Genomic DNA, 15841 nt, shown 5'->3' on the forward strand with positions numbered 1-15841 from the left:
TTTGGCTGATCAGCTGGCCGGGGTTTCTTCCGGTTCGATCAGCGGAGGCGGAAAGCCGCCCAGCTCTTTCCAGCGATTGACGATGCCGCAGAACAGGTCTGCGGTTTTTTCGGCATCGTAGGCCGCAGAGTGGGCTTCCTTGTTGCTGAACGGAATTCCCGCCAGCTTGCAAGCCTGGGCCAGCACAGTATGGCCATAGGCCAGGCCTGCCAGTGTGGCGGTATCGAAGGTGGAGAACGGGTGGAACGGGTTGCGCTTGATATCCGCTCTCAGCGCTGCCGCAAACACAAAGTTGTGATCGAAGGTGGCGTTGTGGCCCACCAGCACGGCGCGCTTGCAGTCGAAGGCTTTTACCGCCTTGCGGATAGGCGAAAAAATCTCGCTCAGGCCTTCGCGCTCCGGCACCGCTTCCCGCTCCGGGTTCCACGGATCAATGCCGGTGAAATCCAGGGCAGACTGTTCCAGGTTGGCGCCTTCGAACGGATCGATTTGCTGCACGTGGGTTTCGCCCCGGCGCAGCCAACCGTCTTCGTCCATGGTCAGCAGTACGGCGGCAATTTCCAGCAGGGCATCCCGCTCGGGATTGAAGCCTGCAGTTTCAACATCCACAACCACCGGCAGAAAGCCGCGAAAGCGTTGGGACAAAGGGTGTGGCTGTTTGTTTTCTTCTGACACGCGAACTCCGGTGTTCGTGTAATGAATGGAAAAGGTTTTACGCCAGGCGCCAGTTTACGGTTTCACCGGCTTTCAGGGGCACGATGGTGCCATCGGCCAGGGGCAGTTGCTCCGGCATGGTCCAGGGTTCCCGCACCAGGGTGATGGTGTCGGTGTTTCTGGGCAGGCCGTAAAAATCGGGGCCGTTAAAGCTGGCAAAGGCTTCGAGCTTGTCCAGAATGCCCAGCTCTTCGAATACGTCTGCATACAGGCCGATGGCACCATAGGCCGAATAACAGCCGGCACAGCCGCAGGCGGCTTCTTTCTTGTCTTTGGCATGGGGTGCGGAATCGGTGCCCAGGAAGAAGCGCGGGTCGCCACTGGCAACCGCTTCACGCAGCGCCAGCTGGTGCTTGTTGCGCTTCAGAATGGGCAGGCAGTACAGGTGTGGCCGAACACCGCCCACCAGCATGTGGTTGCGGTTGTACATCAGGTGCTGTGGCGTGAGGGTGGCGGCCAGGTTGCCACCGGTGTGGCTGCGCACAAACTCGGCGGAATCTGCCGTGGTGATGTGTTCCAGTACCACTTTCAGCTGCGGGAAAGCCTGCAGGGTAGGGGCCAGAACTCGCTCCAGGAAGACTTTTTCACGGTCAAAGATATCGATGTCAGCATCGGTGACTTCCCCGTGTACCAGCAGCAACATGCCGCAATCGGCCATGGCCTCCAGTACCGGGTAGATGTTGCGGATATCGGTGACACCGGAGGCAGAATTGGTGGTGGCGCCCGCCGGATAGAGCTTGGCGGCGATAACCCCGGCGGCCTTGGCTTCGCGGATGGTTTCCGGGGTGGTGCTTTCGGTCAGGTACAGGGTCATCAGCGGATCGAAGCCGGTATCAGCAGCTGCCGCCAGAATGCGTTCACGGTAGGCCATGGCCATGGAAGCATCGGTTACCGGAGGCACCAGGTTGGGCATGATGATGGCGCGGCCGAAACAGGCTGCAGTGGCAGGCACCACGCTGTTCAGTACAGAACCGTCCCGTACATGCAGGTGCCAGTCGTCCGGGCGGGTGATGGTCAGTTCTCTGGTCATGGAAGTATCCGCAAGGCAGCCAAAAATTTTGCGGATTATACCAGAAGGTGCCGGCTATTGATCAGCCCGTTCCACGCGGAAGTCAGTAAACCGCGTTCAGCACGTCCAGATGGGCGGCTACGCTTTCAGCCAGCGCTTTGAGGTGATACCCGCCTTCCAGGGTGGAGATGATCCGGTCGTTGGAATGGTCGTGGGCAACGCTGACCAGCATTTCGGTCAGCCATCGGTAGTCTTCGGTTTCCAGGTTCAGCTCGCCCATGGGGTCTTTCTTGTGGCCATCAAAGCCGGCAGAGATCAGCACCAGTTGGGGCCGGAAATCCTGCAGCTTCTTCAGCCAGGCGGCTTCCACGATCTTGCGGTACTCGGTAGAGCTGCAATTGGCCTCGATGGGGGCATTAACGATGTTGTCTGCCTGCCGGTGCACATGGGAGTGCGGGTAGAACGGATGCTGGAAGCTGGAGCACATCAGAATGCGCTCATCTCCACTGACAATATCGACAGTGCCATTGCCCTGATGTACATCGAAGTCGACGATGGCCACTCTTTCCAGGTGATGGAAGGTGAGGGCGCGCATGGCCGCCAGGGCAATGTTGTTGTAAAAGCAGAACCCCATGGACTTGGTGCGTTCGGCATGGTGTCCGGGCGGGCGGGCACAAACGAAGGCGTTGGTTACCTGGCTGCTCATCACCATGTCTACCGCTTGTACGTTGCCACCTGCGGCCAGGCGCGCCGCGTGCAAGGTATCTGGCATCATGGCGGTGTCCGGATCTGTAAAAACGCGGCCACGGGTGGGCTGCATCAGGTCCAGTTGCTGCAGGTAGGTTTCGGGATGCACGGTCAGAAGCTGGTCGCGGGTGATTTCTTCTGGTCTTACCCAGTCGAGATCTTCCTGCAGATGGGTATCTGCAAGGTAGGCCAGGATGCTTGATATGCGCTCAGGGCTTTCCGGGTGTTCCGGGCCCATGTTGTGCTTCATGCAGTCATCGTGGGAAAAGAATGCCGTGGTCATACGTGTAGTCTGTGCCTGAATCTGCTTCTTATTAAAACCATGTTATCAGGGATACCCGAAGTATGTCGTATTTCTTTGGTCTAATGGGCGTGATACGGATTTACATCAGGAAATCCCCATCTAAGATAAGGTATACATTGATAAGCATCCTGTATTACTGGGATTTTTAACCTGAAGCCCGTTGTATCACTCTGGGAGAGTCGCGTTGAGTACCCGCTATCTGGAAAGCCTGTTTAACCCCGAGTCTATCGTCGTGATCGGTGCATCCGAACGGGCAGATAACCTGGGTGGTATGGTTCTGCGTAACCTTCTGGGTGGCGGTTTTCCCGGCCGGCTGGTGGTGGTCAACCAGAGTGAATACGAGAACGTGCACGGGGTGCCCTGTGTCGAGAAGGTATCGAAGCTGGACTTCACGCCGGATCTCGCCATTATCTGTACGCCGCCCAACACCGTGCCGAAAATGGTGCGCAAGCTGGGCGAGCGGGGTGTGCGCACGGCTATTGTGATGACCGGCGGTATGTCCCGTACCCACAGTAAGACGGGACAGCCGCTGATGTACTCGGTGCGGGATGCCGCCCGTGAAACCGGTATCCGGGTACTCGGCCCCAACACCATCGGGCTGATGGTGCCGGCCCGGCACCTGAACGCCACCTACGCCCACATGGGTGCGATTCCCGGCCGGGTGGCCTTTGTGGGGCAATCCGGCACCATTGCCAGCTCGGTACTGGACTGGGCGTTTGCCCGGGGTGTGGGGTTTTCCTACTTCCTGACCCTCGGCGACGGCATGGACATCGACCATGACGACCTGATCGATTACCTGGCCCAGGATACCCAGACCCGCGCCATCCTGCTGCACATTGAAAGCATTCCAAACCCCAGCCGTTTCATGTCGGCGGTACGGGTAGCCTCCCGAACCAAGCCGGTAATTGCGGTTAAATCCGGCCGGGTGCCGGAATCCGAGTGGTTCTCCCACCAACTGCCGGCGGGGATTCGCCGGACAGACCCGATCTACGATGCCATGCTGCAGCGGGCCGGTGTGCTGCGGGTGGATGGCCTGGGCCAGATGTTCGACGCCCTGGAAACCCTGACGCGCATGCGCCCCCTGCGCCGCGAATCCCTGGCGATTATGGGGAACGGGGTAGGGCCAGGTGTGCTGGCGGTAGACCGGCTGGCGGACCTGGGTGGGGAGCTGGCGGAACTGTCTCCGGGCAGGATTGATGCCCTGGCGGAATTGTTGCCGCCGTACTGGACGCGCAAGAACCCCATCGACCTGAACTACGATGCCTCGCCGGAGCTGTATGCCCAGGCTATCAAGATCCTGGCGAAGGACCCGAATGTCGCCAACGTGCTGGTGATGTACGCGCCAACCCTGGTGCAGGACAGCCTGCAGATTGCCGATGCCGTGGTGCAGGCCTCCAAGGGCACGCGCCTGAACATTTTCACCTGTTGGCTGGGCCAGAGCACGGTGATGGATTCCCGGGAGGAGTTCTACCGGGCCGGTATCCCTTCGTTCTTCAACCCGGAAAAGGCCGTGATGGCGTTCATGCAGCACGTGCGTCACCAGCGGGTACAGCGGCTGCTGACAGAAACGCCGGAATCTTTCACCGACCACTTTGCTGACCGGGCCAATACCCGCGGCCTGGTTGCCAAGGCCCTACGTGACGGCCGCAAGCATCTTTCAAGCCGGGAAGCCCGGCGGGTTATCCGTGATTACGGCGTGCATACCATCGACACCATGTACTGTGACGATATGGAAGAAGTGCTGGAGATTTTCTCCATCGAGCGCCGCCCGATCGACGTAACCGTGATCCACGAGCAGGTGTGTCATCCGTTCCTAGATCTCAGCCCCACCCAGCGCCGCTACAAGGGCACCGTAAAGAAGCTCAACAGCGAGCAGGCCATCATTGATGCCTGTCGTTTCCTGGAAGAGGAATACCAGGAGCATTTCCCGGACAGCGGCTTCCTGGGCTTTGCCGTTCAGCACTCCTACCAGCACGTGGGCGGAATTGAATTCAGCGTGGGCATTACCCGGGATGATGTGTTCGGGCCATTGGTGGTGTGTGGCGCCGCCGGTGCCCAGGTAAACATCATGACCGACCGGCAGATTGCCTTGCCGCCCCTGAACATGGTGCTGGCCCGTGAGCTGCTGCGCCGTACTTACATGTACAAGTTGCTGAAGGAACACAGCCTGAAGCCGGAAGAGGATATCCGGGCGGTGTCCGAGACGTTGGTGAAACTGTCCCAGATCGTGATCGACATTCCCGAGATCCGTGGTTTGGAAATTTCTCCGCTGCTGTTCAACGAGCAGGGTGCGGTGGCGGTTAACATTGCCATCAACCTGGACGGCAAGCCGGGTAAGCCGATAATCCAGCCCTATCCGAAGGAGCTGGAAGAGTGGATTGTGCTGCCGAAATCCGGCCGTCGGGTGGTTATCCGGCCGGTACTGGCCGAAGACGAGCCGGCGCACCGCCAGTTCCACGAACACCAGTCACCGGAGTCCATCCGCTACCGTTTCTTCCAGTACCGCAAGAACTTTTCCCGGGAAGACGTGGCCCAGATGGTGCAGATCGACTACGACCGGGAAATGGTCTTCATCGCCAACGCCCCGAGGCAGGATGGTGAGGGTGAGGAAACCCTGGGCACCGTGCGTACCTGGACAGACGCCGACAACCTGCGCTGCGAGTTTGCCGTGATGGTAGACGATCGCATGAAGGGCGAGGGCTTGGGCGTGGCGCTGATGCAGAAAATGATCGAATACTGCCGCGCCCGGGGCACCATGGAAATGATTGGTAACGTACTGCCGGATAACCGTCCGATGCTGCAACTGGGGGAGCACCTGGGGTTCGAGATCAAATTCAATCCCGAAGAAGAAGTGATGGACTTGCGGCTGGTACTGAACGAACCGGAGAAAGACTGGCAGAAAGAACGGCTGAAGAAAGGGGGGCATCTGTAGCCCCCCGTTCCGGTTACTCTTCGACGATGGCGGAGCGGTCTTCTCCGCCCAGCGCTTCCAGCAGTCCCGGAATCAGCCGGGATAATTCCAGGGTCATGATGGTGAAGGCGGCGTCGAACTTGGCCAGGGCGTCGTCTGCGTCCACATCATCCAGCTGGTCTTGCAGGGTTTCGCCGAATTTCAGCCGGCGGATGCCCAGCTCTTCATCCAGCACGAACGATACGTTGTCGTCCCAGGTCAGGGCCAGCTTGGTTACCTGCATGCCTGTTTCCAGGTGATTGCGGATTTCATCGGCTTTCAGGTCCAGGCCCTTGCAGCGCACCACGCCGCCATCTTCTGACGGGTCTTTCAGCTCGCACTCGCTGCCCAGCACAATGGTAGCCGGGTGGTCGATGCTTTCATTCAGCCAGCCGGTGAAGGTAAAGGCCGGGGCCTGTTCCACTGCCGGCGGGCGAACCGGCAGGGAACCCAGGCTTTTGCGCAGGGTAGACGCCAGGTCTTCCGCTTGCTTGGCCGAGCCGGCATCCACCACCAGCACACCGTCTTGGGGTGCCAGGTAGGCAAAGCAGCGGCGGTTGCGGGAAAAGGCCTGGGGCAGCATTTCCAGCATGACCTGTTCTTTGATCTCTTCTTTCTCTTTCTTGCGAACTTTGCGGCCCTGTTCCACTTCAATGGCTTCGGCCCGCTCTTCCACGGCTTCCTTGACCACCGGGCCCGGCAGAATCTTTTCTTCCTTGCGCAGGGCAATCAGGTGATAGCCGTTGGCGCTGTGTACCAGTTGATCGCCGTGCTTGCCCAGCGGTGGAACCCAGCCCTGACGGGTGGTTTCCTGTGGGCCGCACGGTTTGAAAGCATCGGCCTGAAGCTTCTCTTCCAGTGCTTCGGCGGAGATATCAAAAGGCTTGGTAAAACGGAAAATCCGGGCGTTGCGGAACCACATGGGGCTAAATCCTTGCTAGAGGCTGTTGGTACAAAAAGGAGGGGGATGATACGGCTACCGCCGGTAGCCGTAAAGTGACGGCCGAGTGGTCAGATGTGCATGATCTCGACCAGCACGGTCTTCACAAGAAAGCCTACAACGCCCGCGCCCAGCACGGTAAACAGGGCGATGGTGCCAAACTTGCCGGCCTGGGATTTCTTGGCCAGGTCCCAAACGATAAAACCCATCCAGACAATCAGGCCGGTCAGAAACACCAGCATGGCGATCTGGGAAAATACTGCTTCGTTCATGGTTACTCCGATATCAACTGAAACTGATCTTTGCAGGTTGGAACACGCCGGTTACTGCTCGTCTCTCAGGAACACCCAGTTGTTGTTATCGGACTGCTCTTCACTGAAGTAGTAGCCTTCCAGGTTGAATCCTTTCAGGTCATCGGCCTGGGTAATCCGGTTCTGGATGGCATAGCGGCACATCAGCCCGCGGGCTTTCTTGGCGTAGAAGCTGATCATCTTGTACTGGCCGTTCTTCCAGTCTTTGAACTGGGGGGTCACCAGGCGGCCGTCGATGTCTTTCTTCTGAACGCTCTTGAAGTATTCGTTGGAGGCCAGGTTAACCAGCACCTTGTCGTCTGCTGCGAGCAGCTCGTTCAGGGCCTTGGTGAGTTTGCTTCCCCAGAAGGCGTAGAGGTCTTTGCCACGCTTGTTCTCGAACTTCGTGCCCATTTCCAGCCGGTAGGGCTGCATCAGGTCCAGCGGCTTGAGCAGTCCATACAGGCCGGACAGCATGCGCAGGTGCTGCTGGGCAAAGGCGAAGTCGTCTTCGCTGAAGCTTTCAGCATCCAGCCCGGTATAAACGTCGCCCTTGAAGGCCAGGATGGCCTGGCGGGCGTTGTCCGGTGTGAACGGCGTGTGCCAGCTGCGGAAGCGCTCGGCGTTGAGCTGGCCTAGCTTGTCGCTGATGCTCATCAGGTTGCTCGCCTGATGGGGTTCCAGTTCCTTGAGCTGGTCGATCAGCTCGCAGGCATCATCCAGGTAGTCCGGTTGGGTATAGGTTTCCGTGGCCAGTGGGCTCTCGTAATCCAGAGTCTTGGCGGGGGAAATGATCATCAGCATGTCAGCGGATCCTCATTGCAGAAACGTCAGTAACTGGTCCCTGGTAAACGGCCAGCCAAGTTCCGCACCGGTGTCGCTGCGGCGCAGCACCGGAATGCGGGTGCCGTAGCGTTCCACCAGCTCTTCAGACTGGGCAATATCCACCACATCTACCGGGATGGGCTCCGGCATGGGCGTGTTCACCAGCAGGGCTTCTGCCAGTTCACACAGGTGGCAATTGGAGGTGGTGTAAAACAGTAATTCCATTATTTTTTCGGCTGCGCGTCGATTTGCTGGCCGTTTACACCCCGGCTGTCCTTACCCATCAGGTACAGGTACACCGGCATCAGTGCTTCCGGTTCCGGGTTTTTCTTCGGATCTTCCGCCGGGTAGGCCAGCAGGCGCATGCCGGTGCGGGTCGCACCCGGGTTCAGGCTGTTCACCCGAATGTTATTGCGTTCGTCGTCCAGCTCGTCAGCCAGCAGCTGGGCCAGGCCCTCGACAGCGAACTTGGAGACGGCGTAGGCACCCCAGTAGGCCCGCGCCTGGCGGCCGACACCGGAGGAGGTGAAGATCATCGAGGCATCATCGGATTTGCGCAGCAGCGGAATCATCGCCCGGCTGAGCAGGAACGGGGCGGAGGCGTTAACGTGCATCACCTTGTTCCAGGTTTCCGGGTCGTACAGTTCTACCGGGCTGCGGGAGCCCAGAATGCCCGCGTTATGCAGCAGGCCATCCAGCCGACCGAAGTTTTCCTCGATGGTCATGGCCAGTTCTTCGTAGTCCTTGACCGCCGCGCCTTCGAAGTTCATCGGCACAATGGCCGGTTGCGGATGGCCGGCGGCTTCGATTTCGTCGTAGACCTCTTCCAGCCGGCCTACGGTGCGGCCCACCAGAATCACGGTGGCGCCGTGGGCGGCGTAGGCTTTGGCGGCAGCGCGGCCAATGCCGCTGCCGGCTCCGGTTACCATGACAATGCGGTCTTTCAGAAGATCGGCGGGTGCCTGGTAATCTTGCATAACCTGTCTCCGTGTTCAGGCGTTTTCCGGCCCGAATAGTGCCGGGATTGAACGAAAAAGGGGGCTTATTGTAACAGCTTTGCCAGGTCGCTGACGGTGTCGGCAATGATATCGGCTTGCCACAGATCAACCGTGTGGGGTTGCTCGATGTAACCGTAGCGCACAGCGATGGTGCGCATGCCGGCGTTACGGCCGGCTTCGATATCCCGCTCGTGGTCGCCAACATACACGGCCTGTTCCGGCGCAGCACCAATTCTCTGGCAGGCCAGGAACAGCGGCTCCGGGTGTGGTTTGCGTTCGCTGACGTGGTCCGGGCAGATCAGGGTGGCGCAACGTTGGGCCAGCCCCAGTGCCAGTACCAGCGGCTCGGCAAAGCGTACCGGCTTGTTGGTGACAATGCCCCAGGGAATGCCACGGGCTTCCAGGTTTTCCAGCAGTGAGTCCATGCCCTCGAACAGGGTGGTTTCTACCGCTACGCCCGCCTCGTATAGGTCCAGAAAAGCCGTGTGCTTTTCCACGTAGCCGTCATGCTCTGGCTCCAGCCCGAAACCGACCCGGATCATGGCCCTTGCGCCATTGGACACCGAAGGGCGGATTTGCTCGGCCGCCAGCGGTTCCAGGTTATGGAGCTGGCGCAGCTGGTTCAGGCAGCGGATGAAATCCGGTGCGGTGTCGATCAGGGTGCCGTCCAGGTCAAACAGTACCGCAGAGGGTTTTTGGTCAGTCTTCACGAATATCCCGCGCGTGCATCAGGTAGTTGACGTCGACATCACGGCCCAGCTTGTAGCTTTTGGTGATGGGGTTGTAGGTCATACCGGTAAGCTCGCGCACGTCCAGCCCGGCGTGGCGCAGGTAGTCGGACATTTCCGAGGGCCGGATGAACTTCTTCCACTCGTGGGTGCCCTTGGGCAGCATGTTCAGCACGTATTCCGCGCCCACAATGGCAAACAGGAAGGACTTCGGGTTGCGGTTGATGGTCGACACAAACAGGTGCCCGCCCGGGCGCAACATGGCCGCGCAAGACTTGATGACCGAGCCCGGGTCCGGAACGTGCTCCAGCATTTCCAGGCAGGTGACGGCGTCGTACTGGCCGGCATGTTCCGGGTCCCGGGCCAGCTCTTCGATGGTGGTCTGGCGGTAGTCCACCTTCACACCGGATTCCATGCCGTGCAGCCGAGCTACGTTCAGCGGGGCTTTGCCCATGTCGATGCCGGTTACGTGGGCACCACGCAGGGCCATGCCTTCAGACAGCAGACCGCCACCACAGCCAACATCCAGTACTTTCTTGCCTGCCAGCGATACCCGCTCGTCGATGTAGTTCAGGCGCAGGGGATTGATGTCGTGAAGCGGCTTGAATTCGCTGCTGGGGTCCCACCAGCGGCTGGCCAGTGCTTCAAACTTGGCAATCTCGTTCTGGTCTACGTTCTGGTTGCTCATGGAGTGCACCTGGTTGAGATAATTAACTGAGAATCTTGTTGCGCCAGTCGCTGACACGCAGCATCAGGTCTGGCACATCGATACGGGTCAAACGGCCGTCCTGTACCTGAGGTACGCCGTGAATCCAGCTGTGGCTTACTGCCCGGCCATGGTTGCTGTACACCAGGTGAGAGGCCGGGTCGTACACGGGCTGCAGGAACGGGTCGCTGAGATCAACGGCAATCAGGTCGGCCAGTTTGCCCAGCACCAGCGAGCCCAGTTCGTGGTCGCGGCCCAGGGCCCGGGCGCCGTTAATGGTCGCCATCTTGAGTGCGGTGTGTGCCGACACGGCGGCAGCATCCCCGGCCACCACCTTGGCCACCATGGCCGCGGTTTTCAGTTCGCCGAACAGGTCGAGGTCATTGTTGCTGGCAGCACCGTCGGTACCGATCGTGACATTGATGTTGCTGTCGATCAGCTTCTGAACCGGGCAAAAGCCGCTGGCCAGCTTCAGGTTTGACTCCGGGCAGTGGACGATGTGCCCTCCGGCCCGGGCCAGATGCTCCAGGTCGGAATCGTCAATCTGGGTCATGTGCACATACTGGCTGTTCGGGCCGAGTACGCCCAGTTCTGCCATCCGGGCTACCGGGCGCTTGCCGGTGGCTTTGACGGCTTCGTCCACTTCAAAGGCGGTTTCGTGCAGGTGTATTTGCAGGGCCGCACCGGTTTCCTCTGCCAGCTTAACGGCTGCCGTCAGCGGTTGGTCAGACACGGTATAGGGTGCATGGGGGCCGATGGCGGGCATGATGTAGTCGTCGTGCTGCCACTGGGCAATCAGGTCGGCACCTTTGCGCAGGTAATCCTCCGGGCCCGAGCCCCACACCGTCGGGTTGTCCAGCAGGGGGAAGCAGATCTGTGCGCGCATGCCAACGTCGTGGGCCACCTGGGCAGTCACCTCCGGGAAGAAATACATATCCGAGAAGGTGGTGGTGCCGGTGCGCAGCATTTCGGCCATGGCCAGGCGGGTGCCGTCCAGAACAAAGGGTTCGCTGACAAAACGGCCTTCGGCCGGCCAGATGTGGTCGTTCAGCCAGGTCATCAGTGGCAGGTCGTCGGCCATGCCCCGGAACAGGGACATCGCGGTGTGGCCGTGCAGGTTGATCAGCCCCGGCAAGACCACGTGCTGGTCTAGGTTGATGGTTTCCCGGGTGCGGAACTTCTGGTCTGCTTCGCTCTGGGGCAGGATATCGGCAATACGGCTGCCCTGAAGGATAACGGCCTGGTGTTCCAGAACCACGCCAAAGGGTTCCATGGGTATCAGCCAGCGCGCGTTGATCCGGGTGTCGGCCGCAGTAATGGTGTCTGCCGTCATTAACCTGCCTTGTCAGCTATTGGCACGGTTGATCGTGCCGGAAAATTCAACTCGGAAGTATAACCAGCCCGCTGCAACAGAACTACCCCGGCCACCGGGCCAATGGAGGTATAAACGAGGTAGGAAAAAGCTATACTGCGTTTTTTTCACCCCCCTGCGGAGCTGTTTATGGCCAATTCCCCTTCCTCCCGTTCCATGGGCACTGTAGCCATGCGCTGGCATGGCGACCGGCTTGAGCTGCTGGACCAGCGATTGCTGCCTGGGGAGGAGCACTGGATTACCTCGGAGGGCGCTTCCGGCGTGGCTCAGTGTATTACCGATATGGTGGTTCGGGGGGCGCCCGCTATTGGTATCAGTGCCGCCTACGGAGTTGCCCTGGCGGCACGCCATGCCGGTACTGACGATTGGCAGGGCGAGATTGAGCGGGCGATGGATGAACTGGCCCGTTCCCGCCCGACCGCGGTAAACCTGTTCTGGGCCCTGGAGCGCATGGGCGGGGTCTTCCGGGCGTGCCAGTCCTTGCCCGAAGCAGCGGAGCAACTGGCTGCCGAAGCGGTACGTATTCACGAGGAAGACCTGGCAGCCAACCTTGCCATGGCGGACCATGCGCTGGAGGTCATGGACTTACAGGCACCCATATCCGTGCTGACACACTGCAATACCGGAGCCCTGGCCACGGGTGGTTATGGCACGGCACTGGGAGTAATCCGTCGCTTGCATGAGAAGCGGTTGCTGGAACGGGTGTACGCGGATGAAACCCGCCCCTGGCTGCAAGGCAGTCGGCTGACGGCCTGGGAACTGACCCGTGATGAAATCCCCGTCACCCTTAATGCAGATGGTGCAGCGGCCGCCATCCTGGCCAGCGGTAAGGTGAAGTGGATTGTGGTGGGGGCAGACCGTATTACGGCAAATGGAGATGTGGCCAACAAGATCGGTACCTACAACCTGGCGGTGCTGGCACGTTATCACAATGTGGGCTTTATGGTGGTGGCGCCGTCCAGCACCGTGGACATGGCCCTGGCGTCTGGCGCGCAGATTCCCATTGAAGAGCGGGAAGGTACGGAAGTCCGGGAAATTCGGGGTATTGCGCTGGCGCCGGCGGGCGTGGAGGTGTTCAACCCGGTGTTCGATGTTACCCCGGCCAGCCTGATTGATGCGATCGTAACCGAGAAGGGCGCTGTCCGGAATCCGGACCTGGCGGCCATGCAGGCGCTATTTGCCTGATTCTTTGCCGGCCCCGGACTTTCCTGCGGTGGCCTGGCCGGCCTGGAGGTTTGCTTTCAGGTCGGCCACCTGCTTTTCCTGCTCTTCCACGAAGTGCATGGACATCTCAAAGCTGTGGCGGGTGAACTCCAGAACCTTGCGGAAGCCTTCATCCGACAGGGTGCGGGCATCGTCATGGCGCCGGAAAATATTGATAAATTCCCGCTCCCGCTCGAACTGCAGCGGTATGCGCCCGATGCCCCAGTCGTTCAGCAGTTGCCACACCTCCGGGTTGTAGTTTCGGGTGGTGCGCATGATGAAGGGAATCGGGTCGTTGCGGGCAATCAGTGCCGCAAGGCGCAGGATCAGCTCGAAGGACAGGGTAGACGTACCGTTCTCGATGGCTTCCAGCAGCGACTTGTCTTTCAGGTTGAGGGCTTCGCTCATTTCCGAAAGCGTAAGCCCGGCCACTTCGCGGATGTCTTTCATGGACTGGCCGGCGGTGAGCATGGCCCGCAGCTGATCCTGGGAGTTAATCAGCGCGCGGCCCACCCGCAGGGAGGTATCGGTGGCCTTGGCACCCAGGCGAAGGGCAGAACCGGTAAATCCCGCTATCCGCTCCAGTATGCCTTCCGGGCTCCTGGCCTTGTTATCCCGTCCTGCCAGGCTTTCCACTTCGTCCATGGAGCGCATGGCGTGCAGGGCATCCAGCAGCATGTCCCGGAACAGGGCGGCGCGCTGCTGGCTATCCTGGTTGGCTGGCTCCCGGTCGGTGTCTGCCATGCGGTTACCGGGTATCGGCTTTGGCCGCGAACTGTGTGGGCGACAGGATAGAGGCGGTGCGCTGGTCCAGTTCCAGCAGGTCAGCCATGATGTGGCCGCCTTCACGGATCACGAAGTCCAGTTCGTCATCGGTGGTGTCCAGGTCTGCGGCCTGCTCGTCCTGCCATTGCTCGAGGTCTTCCAGGGTGTCGAACGGCTCTTCACCGCGCAATTCCCTGCGGGCGTTGGCAATGGTCAGCCGGGTATTTTCAATCTGGCTGTGCTGCTCCTTCCGCTTGGCGTGGTTCAGGCTTACGTAGTCCATCTGCCGCTGCTGGGTAAGGAATTCGATTTCTTTCTGCAGCAGGCTGAATTCCGGGTTGGTCGCAAACCTGTCTTCATGTCGCTCCCGCAGTTCATCGATAATGCCGCTGAAGTCGAAGTAACGGTTATGGGGCACCGCTTCAATCTGGTCCCAGGGCAGGGCGTGGTCCAGGGCATCTTCGCCGATGCGGGTTTTGTCGATGCGTGACGGAATCTCGATGTCCGGAATCACCCCTTTATGCTGGGTAGAGCCGCCGGATACCCGGTAAAACTTGGACTGGGTAATCTTCAGCTGGCCGTGGTTCAGGGGCCGAACCGCCTGTACCGTACCCTTGCCGAAGGTTTGGGAGCCTACAACCAGGCCGCGACCATAATCCTGGATGGCGCCGGCAAAGATTTCCGAAGCCGAGGCACTCATGCGGTTAACCAGCACCACCAGCGGGCCGTCGTAAACCACGGTGGGGTCTTCATCGTTCAGCACCTGAACATCGTTGTTGGCGTTACGGATCTGCACTGTCGGGCCTTTGTCGATAAACAGGCCTACCAGGTCGTTGGCTTCGTGCAGGGCGCCGCCACCGTTGTTGCGCAGGTCCATCACCACGCCATCGACACCGTCTTCCTTCAGTTCGCTGATCAGCCGGCGAACGTCCCGGGTGGTGCTTTTGTAATTGGGATCACCTGCCTGCATGGCCTGGAAATCGGCATAGAAGGTGGGAATGGTGATCACGCCAATGCGATAGTCCTGGCCCTTACGTTCCAGTTCGATCACTTCCTTGCTGGCGCTCTGTTCTTCCAGCTTGACTTCGTCCCGGCTGATATCGATCGACCGGGTAACGCTTTCGTCCGAGGCGTTGGCCGGAATCACTTCCAGGGTGACGGTTGAGTTGCGGGGGCCGCGAATCAGGTCCACCACTTCATCCAGGCGCCAGCCGATCACGTTGACTGGTTTTTCGCCCTCCTGTGCTACCGACACAATACGGTCGGCCGGTTGCAGCTGGCCTTGTTTGGAGGCCGGGCCGCCGGGAACCAGGCGCACTACCTTGGTGTATTCGTTGTCGGACTGCAGCACCGCGCCAATGCCCTCGAGGGACAGGCTCATGTTGATGTTGAAGTTCTCCGAGGTGCGCGGAGAGAAGTAGGAGGTGTGCGGGTCCCACATGCCGGTGAAGGCGTTCATGTAGGCCTGGAAGGCATCTTCGCTACGAGCCTGGTAGGCGCGCTTCAGCTGGCCTTCGTAGCGGCGGCGCAGGTTGTCTTCGATGACGTCGTCTTCAGTACCGTTCAGGCGCTGGGCCAGCACTGCGTTTTTGATGCGTTTGATCCAGAGCTGGTCCAGTGCGGCGCTGTCGGCTTCCCAGGGTGCTTCGGAGCGGTCAACGCGGATTTGGTCGTTGCCTTCGAAGTCCAGGTTATCAATGCCCTCGTCGATCAGCGACAGGGCAAACCGCAGGCGCTGGATAACCCGCTGCTGCACCAGGTTGTAGATATCAAAGCCCGGTTTCAGCTGGCCGGTTTTCAGGGCCGAGCCCAGGCGGTTACGGACGTTGGAGAGTGCGTCGATGTCCTGCTGGGTCAGGTAAACGCGCTGGTTGTCCAGGTAGTCCAGGTAGGCATCAAACACATCGCCAGAGAGTTCGTCACTGATACCCAGGTTGCGGAAATGGGTGAACTGAAGCTGGCGGGCAATCAGGATGTTGGCCCGGGCCTGGTCGATGGTGGGCGCGACCGGCTTGTAGATAGCCGAGTCATCAAGCTTTGCCTGCAAACCGGACAGTCCCGGCACCAGCAGGGCAAGGCCCAGTGCTGTGCAAAGCCCTGCTTTTTTCAGGGTGGCCGGCCGGGGGCTGTGTTGTCTGATTCTTTCCGCAATGCTCATAAATGCATACCTGGCGATACTGGGTGTCTGGTAACGCGTAAGCCGCTATTCTACCCGTGACTGATAAATTTATTGTAGGCAACCGCTACACCTGTTGCCATAGGCCTTGGGTATAGCTTCGTGACAATATGT

Annotated in this window: 15 protein-coding genes; 2 read left to right on the top strand and 13 right to left on the bottom strand. The window is 59.8% G+C overall.

Translation table 11 applies throughout. The features are described from left to right. Positions 1 to 9: 9 nt before the first annotated feature. The 3 genes from rnt to AC13DJ_RS07270 all read right to left on the bottom strand — a co-directional run bounded on the left by rnt (position 10) and on the right by AC13DJ_RS07270 (position 2753). The gene (gene rnt / locus AC13DJ_RS07260) at positions 10 to 675 is read right to left on the bottom strand and encodes a ribonuclease T (protein WP_058340676.1); all 666 of its coding nucleotides are present in this window, start codon (positions 673 to 675) and stop codon (positions 10 to 12) included. Between the two features lie 37 nt (positions 676 to 712). After that, positions 713 to 1744, bottom strand: a complete 1032-nt coding sequence (pyrC, locus tag AC13DJ_RS07265) for a dihydroorotase (RefSeq protein ID WP_482932901.1) — start codon at positions 1742 to 1744, stop codon at positions 713 to 715. An 82-nt stretch (positions 1745 to 1826) separates the two neighbouring features. Further along, on the bottom strand, positions 1827 to 2753 hold the full coding sequence (locus AC13DJ_RS07270; RefSeq protein WP_273132017.1) for a histone deacetylase family protein: 927 nt from the start codon (positions 2751 to 2753) through the stop codon (positions 1827 to 1829). 205 nt (positions 2754 to 2958) lie between these two features. Here AC13DJ_RS07270 and AC13DJ_RS07275 point away from each other — a divergent pair, with 205 nt between their 5' ends. Then, a complete protein-coding gene (locus AC13DJ_RS07275) occupies positions 2959 to 5706 on the top strand; it encodes a bifunctional acetate--CoA ligase family protein/GNAT family N-acetyltransferase (protein WP_482932902.1) in 2748 nt (915 codons plus the stop codon). Between the two features lie 13 nt (positions 5707 to 5719). On the opposite strand, the gene rdgC is transcribed toward AC13DJ_RS07275, so the two are convergent. The 8 genes from rdgC to AC13DJ_RS07315 form a co-directional block, all read right to left on the bottom strand. After that, positions 5720 to 6646 (bottom strand): recombination-associated protein RdgC, encoded by a 927-nt coding sequence (rdgC, locus tag AC13DJ_RS07280; protein ID WP_474540379.1) that lies wholly within the window; start codon positions 6644 to 6646, stop codon positions 5720 to 5722. Positions 6647 to 6735: 89 nt separating this feature from the next. Continuing rightward, entirely contained in the window at positions 6736 to 6936 is a 201-nt protein-coding gene (locus AC13DJ_RS07285) for a DUF2788 domain-containing protein (RefSeq protein ID WP_058340681.1), read from the bottom strand. A 51-nt stretch (positions 6937 to 6987) separates the two neighbouring features. Next, positions 6988 to 7758, bottom strand: a complete 771-nt coding sequence (gene yaaA, locus AC13DJ_RS07290; RefSeq protein WP_482932903.1) for a peroxide stress protein YaaA — start codon at positions 7756 to 7758, stop codon at positions 6988 to 6990. Between the two features lie 12 nt (positions 7759 to 7770). Continuing rightward, positions 7771 to 8004 (bottom strand): glutaredoxin family protein, encoded by a 234-nt coding sequence (locus tag AC13DJ_RS07295; protein ID WP_022989631.1) that lies wholly within the window; start codon positions 8002 to 8004, stop codon positions 7771 to 7773. Then, entirely contained in the window at positions 8004 to 8756 is a 753-nt protein-coding gene (locus AC13DJ_RS07300) for a YciK family oxidoreductase (RefSeq protein ID WP_474540377.1), read from the bottom strand. Before AC13DJ_RS07300 ends, AC13DJ_RS07295 begins: the two co-directional genes overlap by 1 nt. A gap of 65 nt (positions 8757 to 8821) precedes the next feature. Continuing rightward, positions 8822 to 9487: a phosphoglycolate phosphatase gene (gph, locus tag AC13DJ_RS07305; protein WP_474540376.1), complete on the bottom strand. Its 666-nt coding sequence runs from the start codon at positions 9485 to 9487 to the stop codon at positions 8822 to 8824. Beyond that, positions 9477 to 10193 carry a bifunctional 2-polyprenyl-6-hydroxyphenol methylase/3-demethylubiquinol 3-O-methyltransferase UbiG gene (ubiG, locus tag AC13DJ_RS07310; protein ID WP_482932904.1) on the bottom strand — a complete coding sequence of 239 codons (717 nt, stop codon included), beginning with the start codon at positions 10191 to 10193 and terminating at the stop codon, positions 9477 to 9479. Before ubiG ends, gph begins: the two co-directional genes overlap by 11 nt. A gap of 22 nt (positions 10194 to 10215) precedes the next feature. Then, on the bottom strand, positions 10216 to 11544 hold the full coding sequence (locus AC13DJ_RS07315) for a TRZ/ATZ family hydrolase (protein ID WP_474540375.1): 1329 nt from the start codon (positions 11542 to 11544) through the stop codon (positions 10216 to 10218). 168 nt (positions 11545 to 11712) lie between these two features. On the opposite strand from AC13DJ_RS07315, the gene mtnA reads away from it, so the two are divergent. Continuing rightward, positions 11713 to 12768 (top strand): S-methyl-5-thioribose-1-phosphate isomerase, encoded by a 1056-nt coding sequence (gene mtnA / locus AC13DJ_RS07320; protein ID WP_482932905.1) that lies wholly within the window; start codon positions 11713 to 11715, stop codon positions 12766 to 12768. On the opposite strand, the gene AC13DJ_RS07325 is transcribed toward mtnA, so the two are convergent. Both AC13DJ_RS07325 and AC13DJ_RS07330 read right to left on the bottom strand, forming a co-directional pair. Next, on the bottom strand, positions 12757 to 13530 hold the full coding sequence (locus AC13DJ_RS07325; RefSeq protein ID WP_232902968.1) for a helix-turn-helix domain-containing protein: 774 nt from the start codon (positions 13528 to 13530) through the stop codon (positions 12757 to 12759). The two genes, mtnA and AC13DJ_RS07325, sit on opposite strands and share 12 nt — an antisense overlap. A 4-nt stretch (positions 13531 to 13534) precedes the next feature. Beyond that, entirely contained in the window at positions 13535 to 15709 is a 2175-nt protein-coding gene (locus tag AC13DJ_RS07330) for a carboxy terminal-processing peptidase (RefSeq protein ID WP_482932906.1), read from the bottom strand. Positions 15710 to 15841: the final 132 nt, after the last annotated feature.

The organism is Marinobacter sp. L-46, from assembly GCF_056859535.1.

Bases quoted from the DNA above. Each gene is read 5' to 3' on its own strand.
- pyrC (WP_482932901.1), bottom strand. From the start codon at position 1,744: ATGACCAGAGAACTGACCATCACCCGCCCGGACGACTGGCACCTGCAT.
- AC13DJ_RS07270 (WP_273132017.1), bottom strand. From the start codon at position 2,753: ATGACCACGGCATTCTTTTCCCACGATGACTGCATGAAGCACAACATG.
- rdgC (WP_474540379.1), bottom strand. From the start codon at position 6,646: ATGTGGTTCCGCAACGCCCGGATTTTCCGTTTTACCAAGCCTTTTGAT.
- AC13DJ_RS07285 (WP_058340681.1), bottom strand. From the start codon at position 6,936: ATGAACGAAGCAGTATTTTCCCAGATCGCCATGCTGGTGTTTCTGACC.
- yaaA (WP_482932903.1), bottom strand. From the start codon at position 7,758: ATGCTGATGATCATTTCCCCCGCCAAGACTCTGGATTACGAGAGCCCA.
- AC13DJ_RS07295 (WP_022989631.1), bottom strand. From the start codon at position 8,004: ATGGAATTACTGTTTTACACCACCTCCAATTGCCACCTGTGTGAACTG.
- AC13DJ_RS07300 (WP_474540377.1), bottom strand. From the start codon at position 8,756: ATGCAAGATTACCAGGCACCCGCCGATCTTCTGAAAGACCGCATTGTC.
- ubiG (WP_482932904.1), bottom strand. From the start codon at position 10,193: ATGAGCAACCAGAACGTAGACCAGAACGAGATTGCCAAGTTTGAAGCA.
- AC13DJ_RS07315 (WP_474540375.1), bottom strand. From the start codon at position 11,544: ATGACGGCAGACACCATTACTGCGGCCGACACCCGGATCAACGCGCGC.
- mtnA (WP_482932905.1), top strand. From the start codon at position 11,713: ATGGCCAATTCCCCTTCCTCCCGTTCCATGGGCACTGTAGCCATGCGC.
- AC13DJ_RS07325 (WP_232902968.1), bottom strand. From the start codon at position 13,530: ATGGCAGACACCGACCGGGAGCCAGCCAACCAGGATAGCCAGCAGCGC.
- AC13DJ_RS07330 (WP_482932906.1), bottom strand. From the start codon at position 15,709: ATGAGCATTGCGGAAAGAATCAGACAACACAGCCCCCGGCCGGCCACC.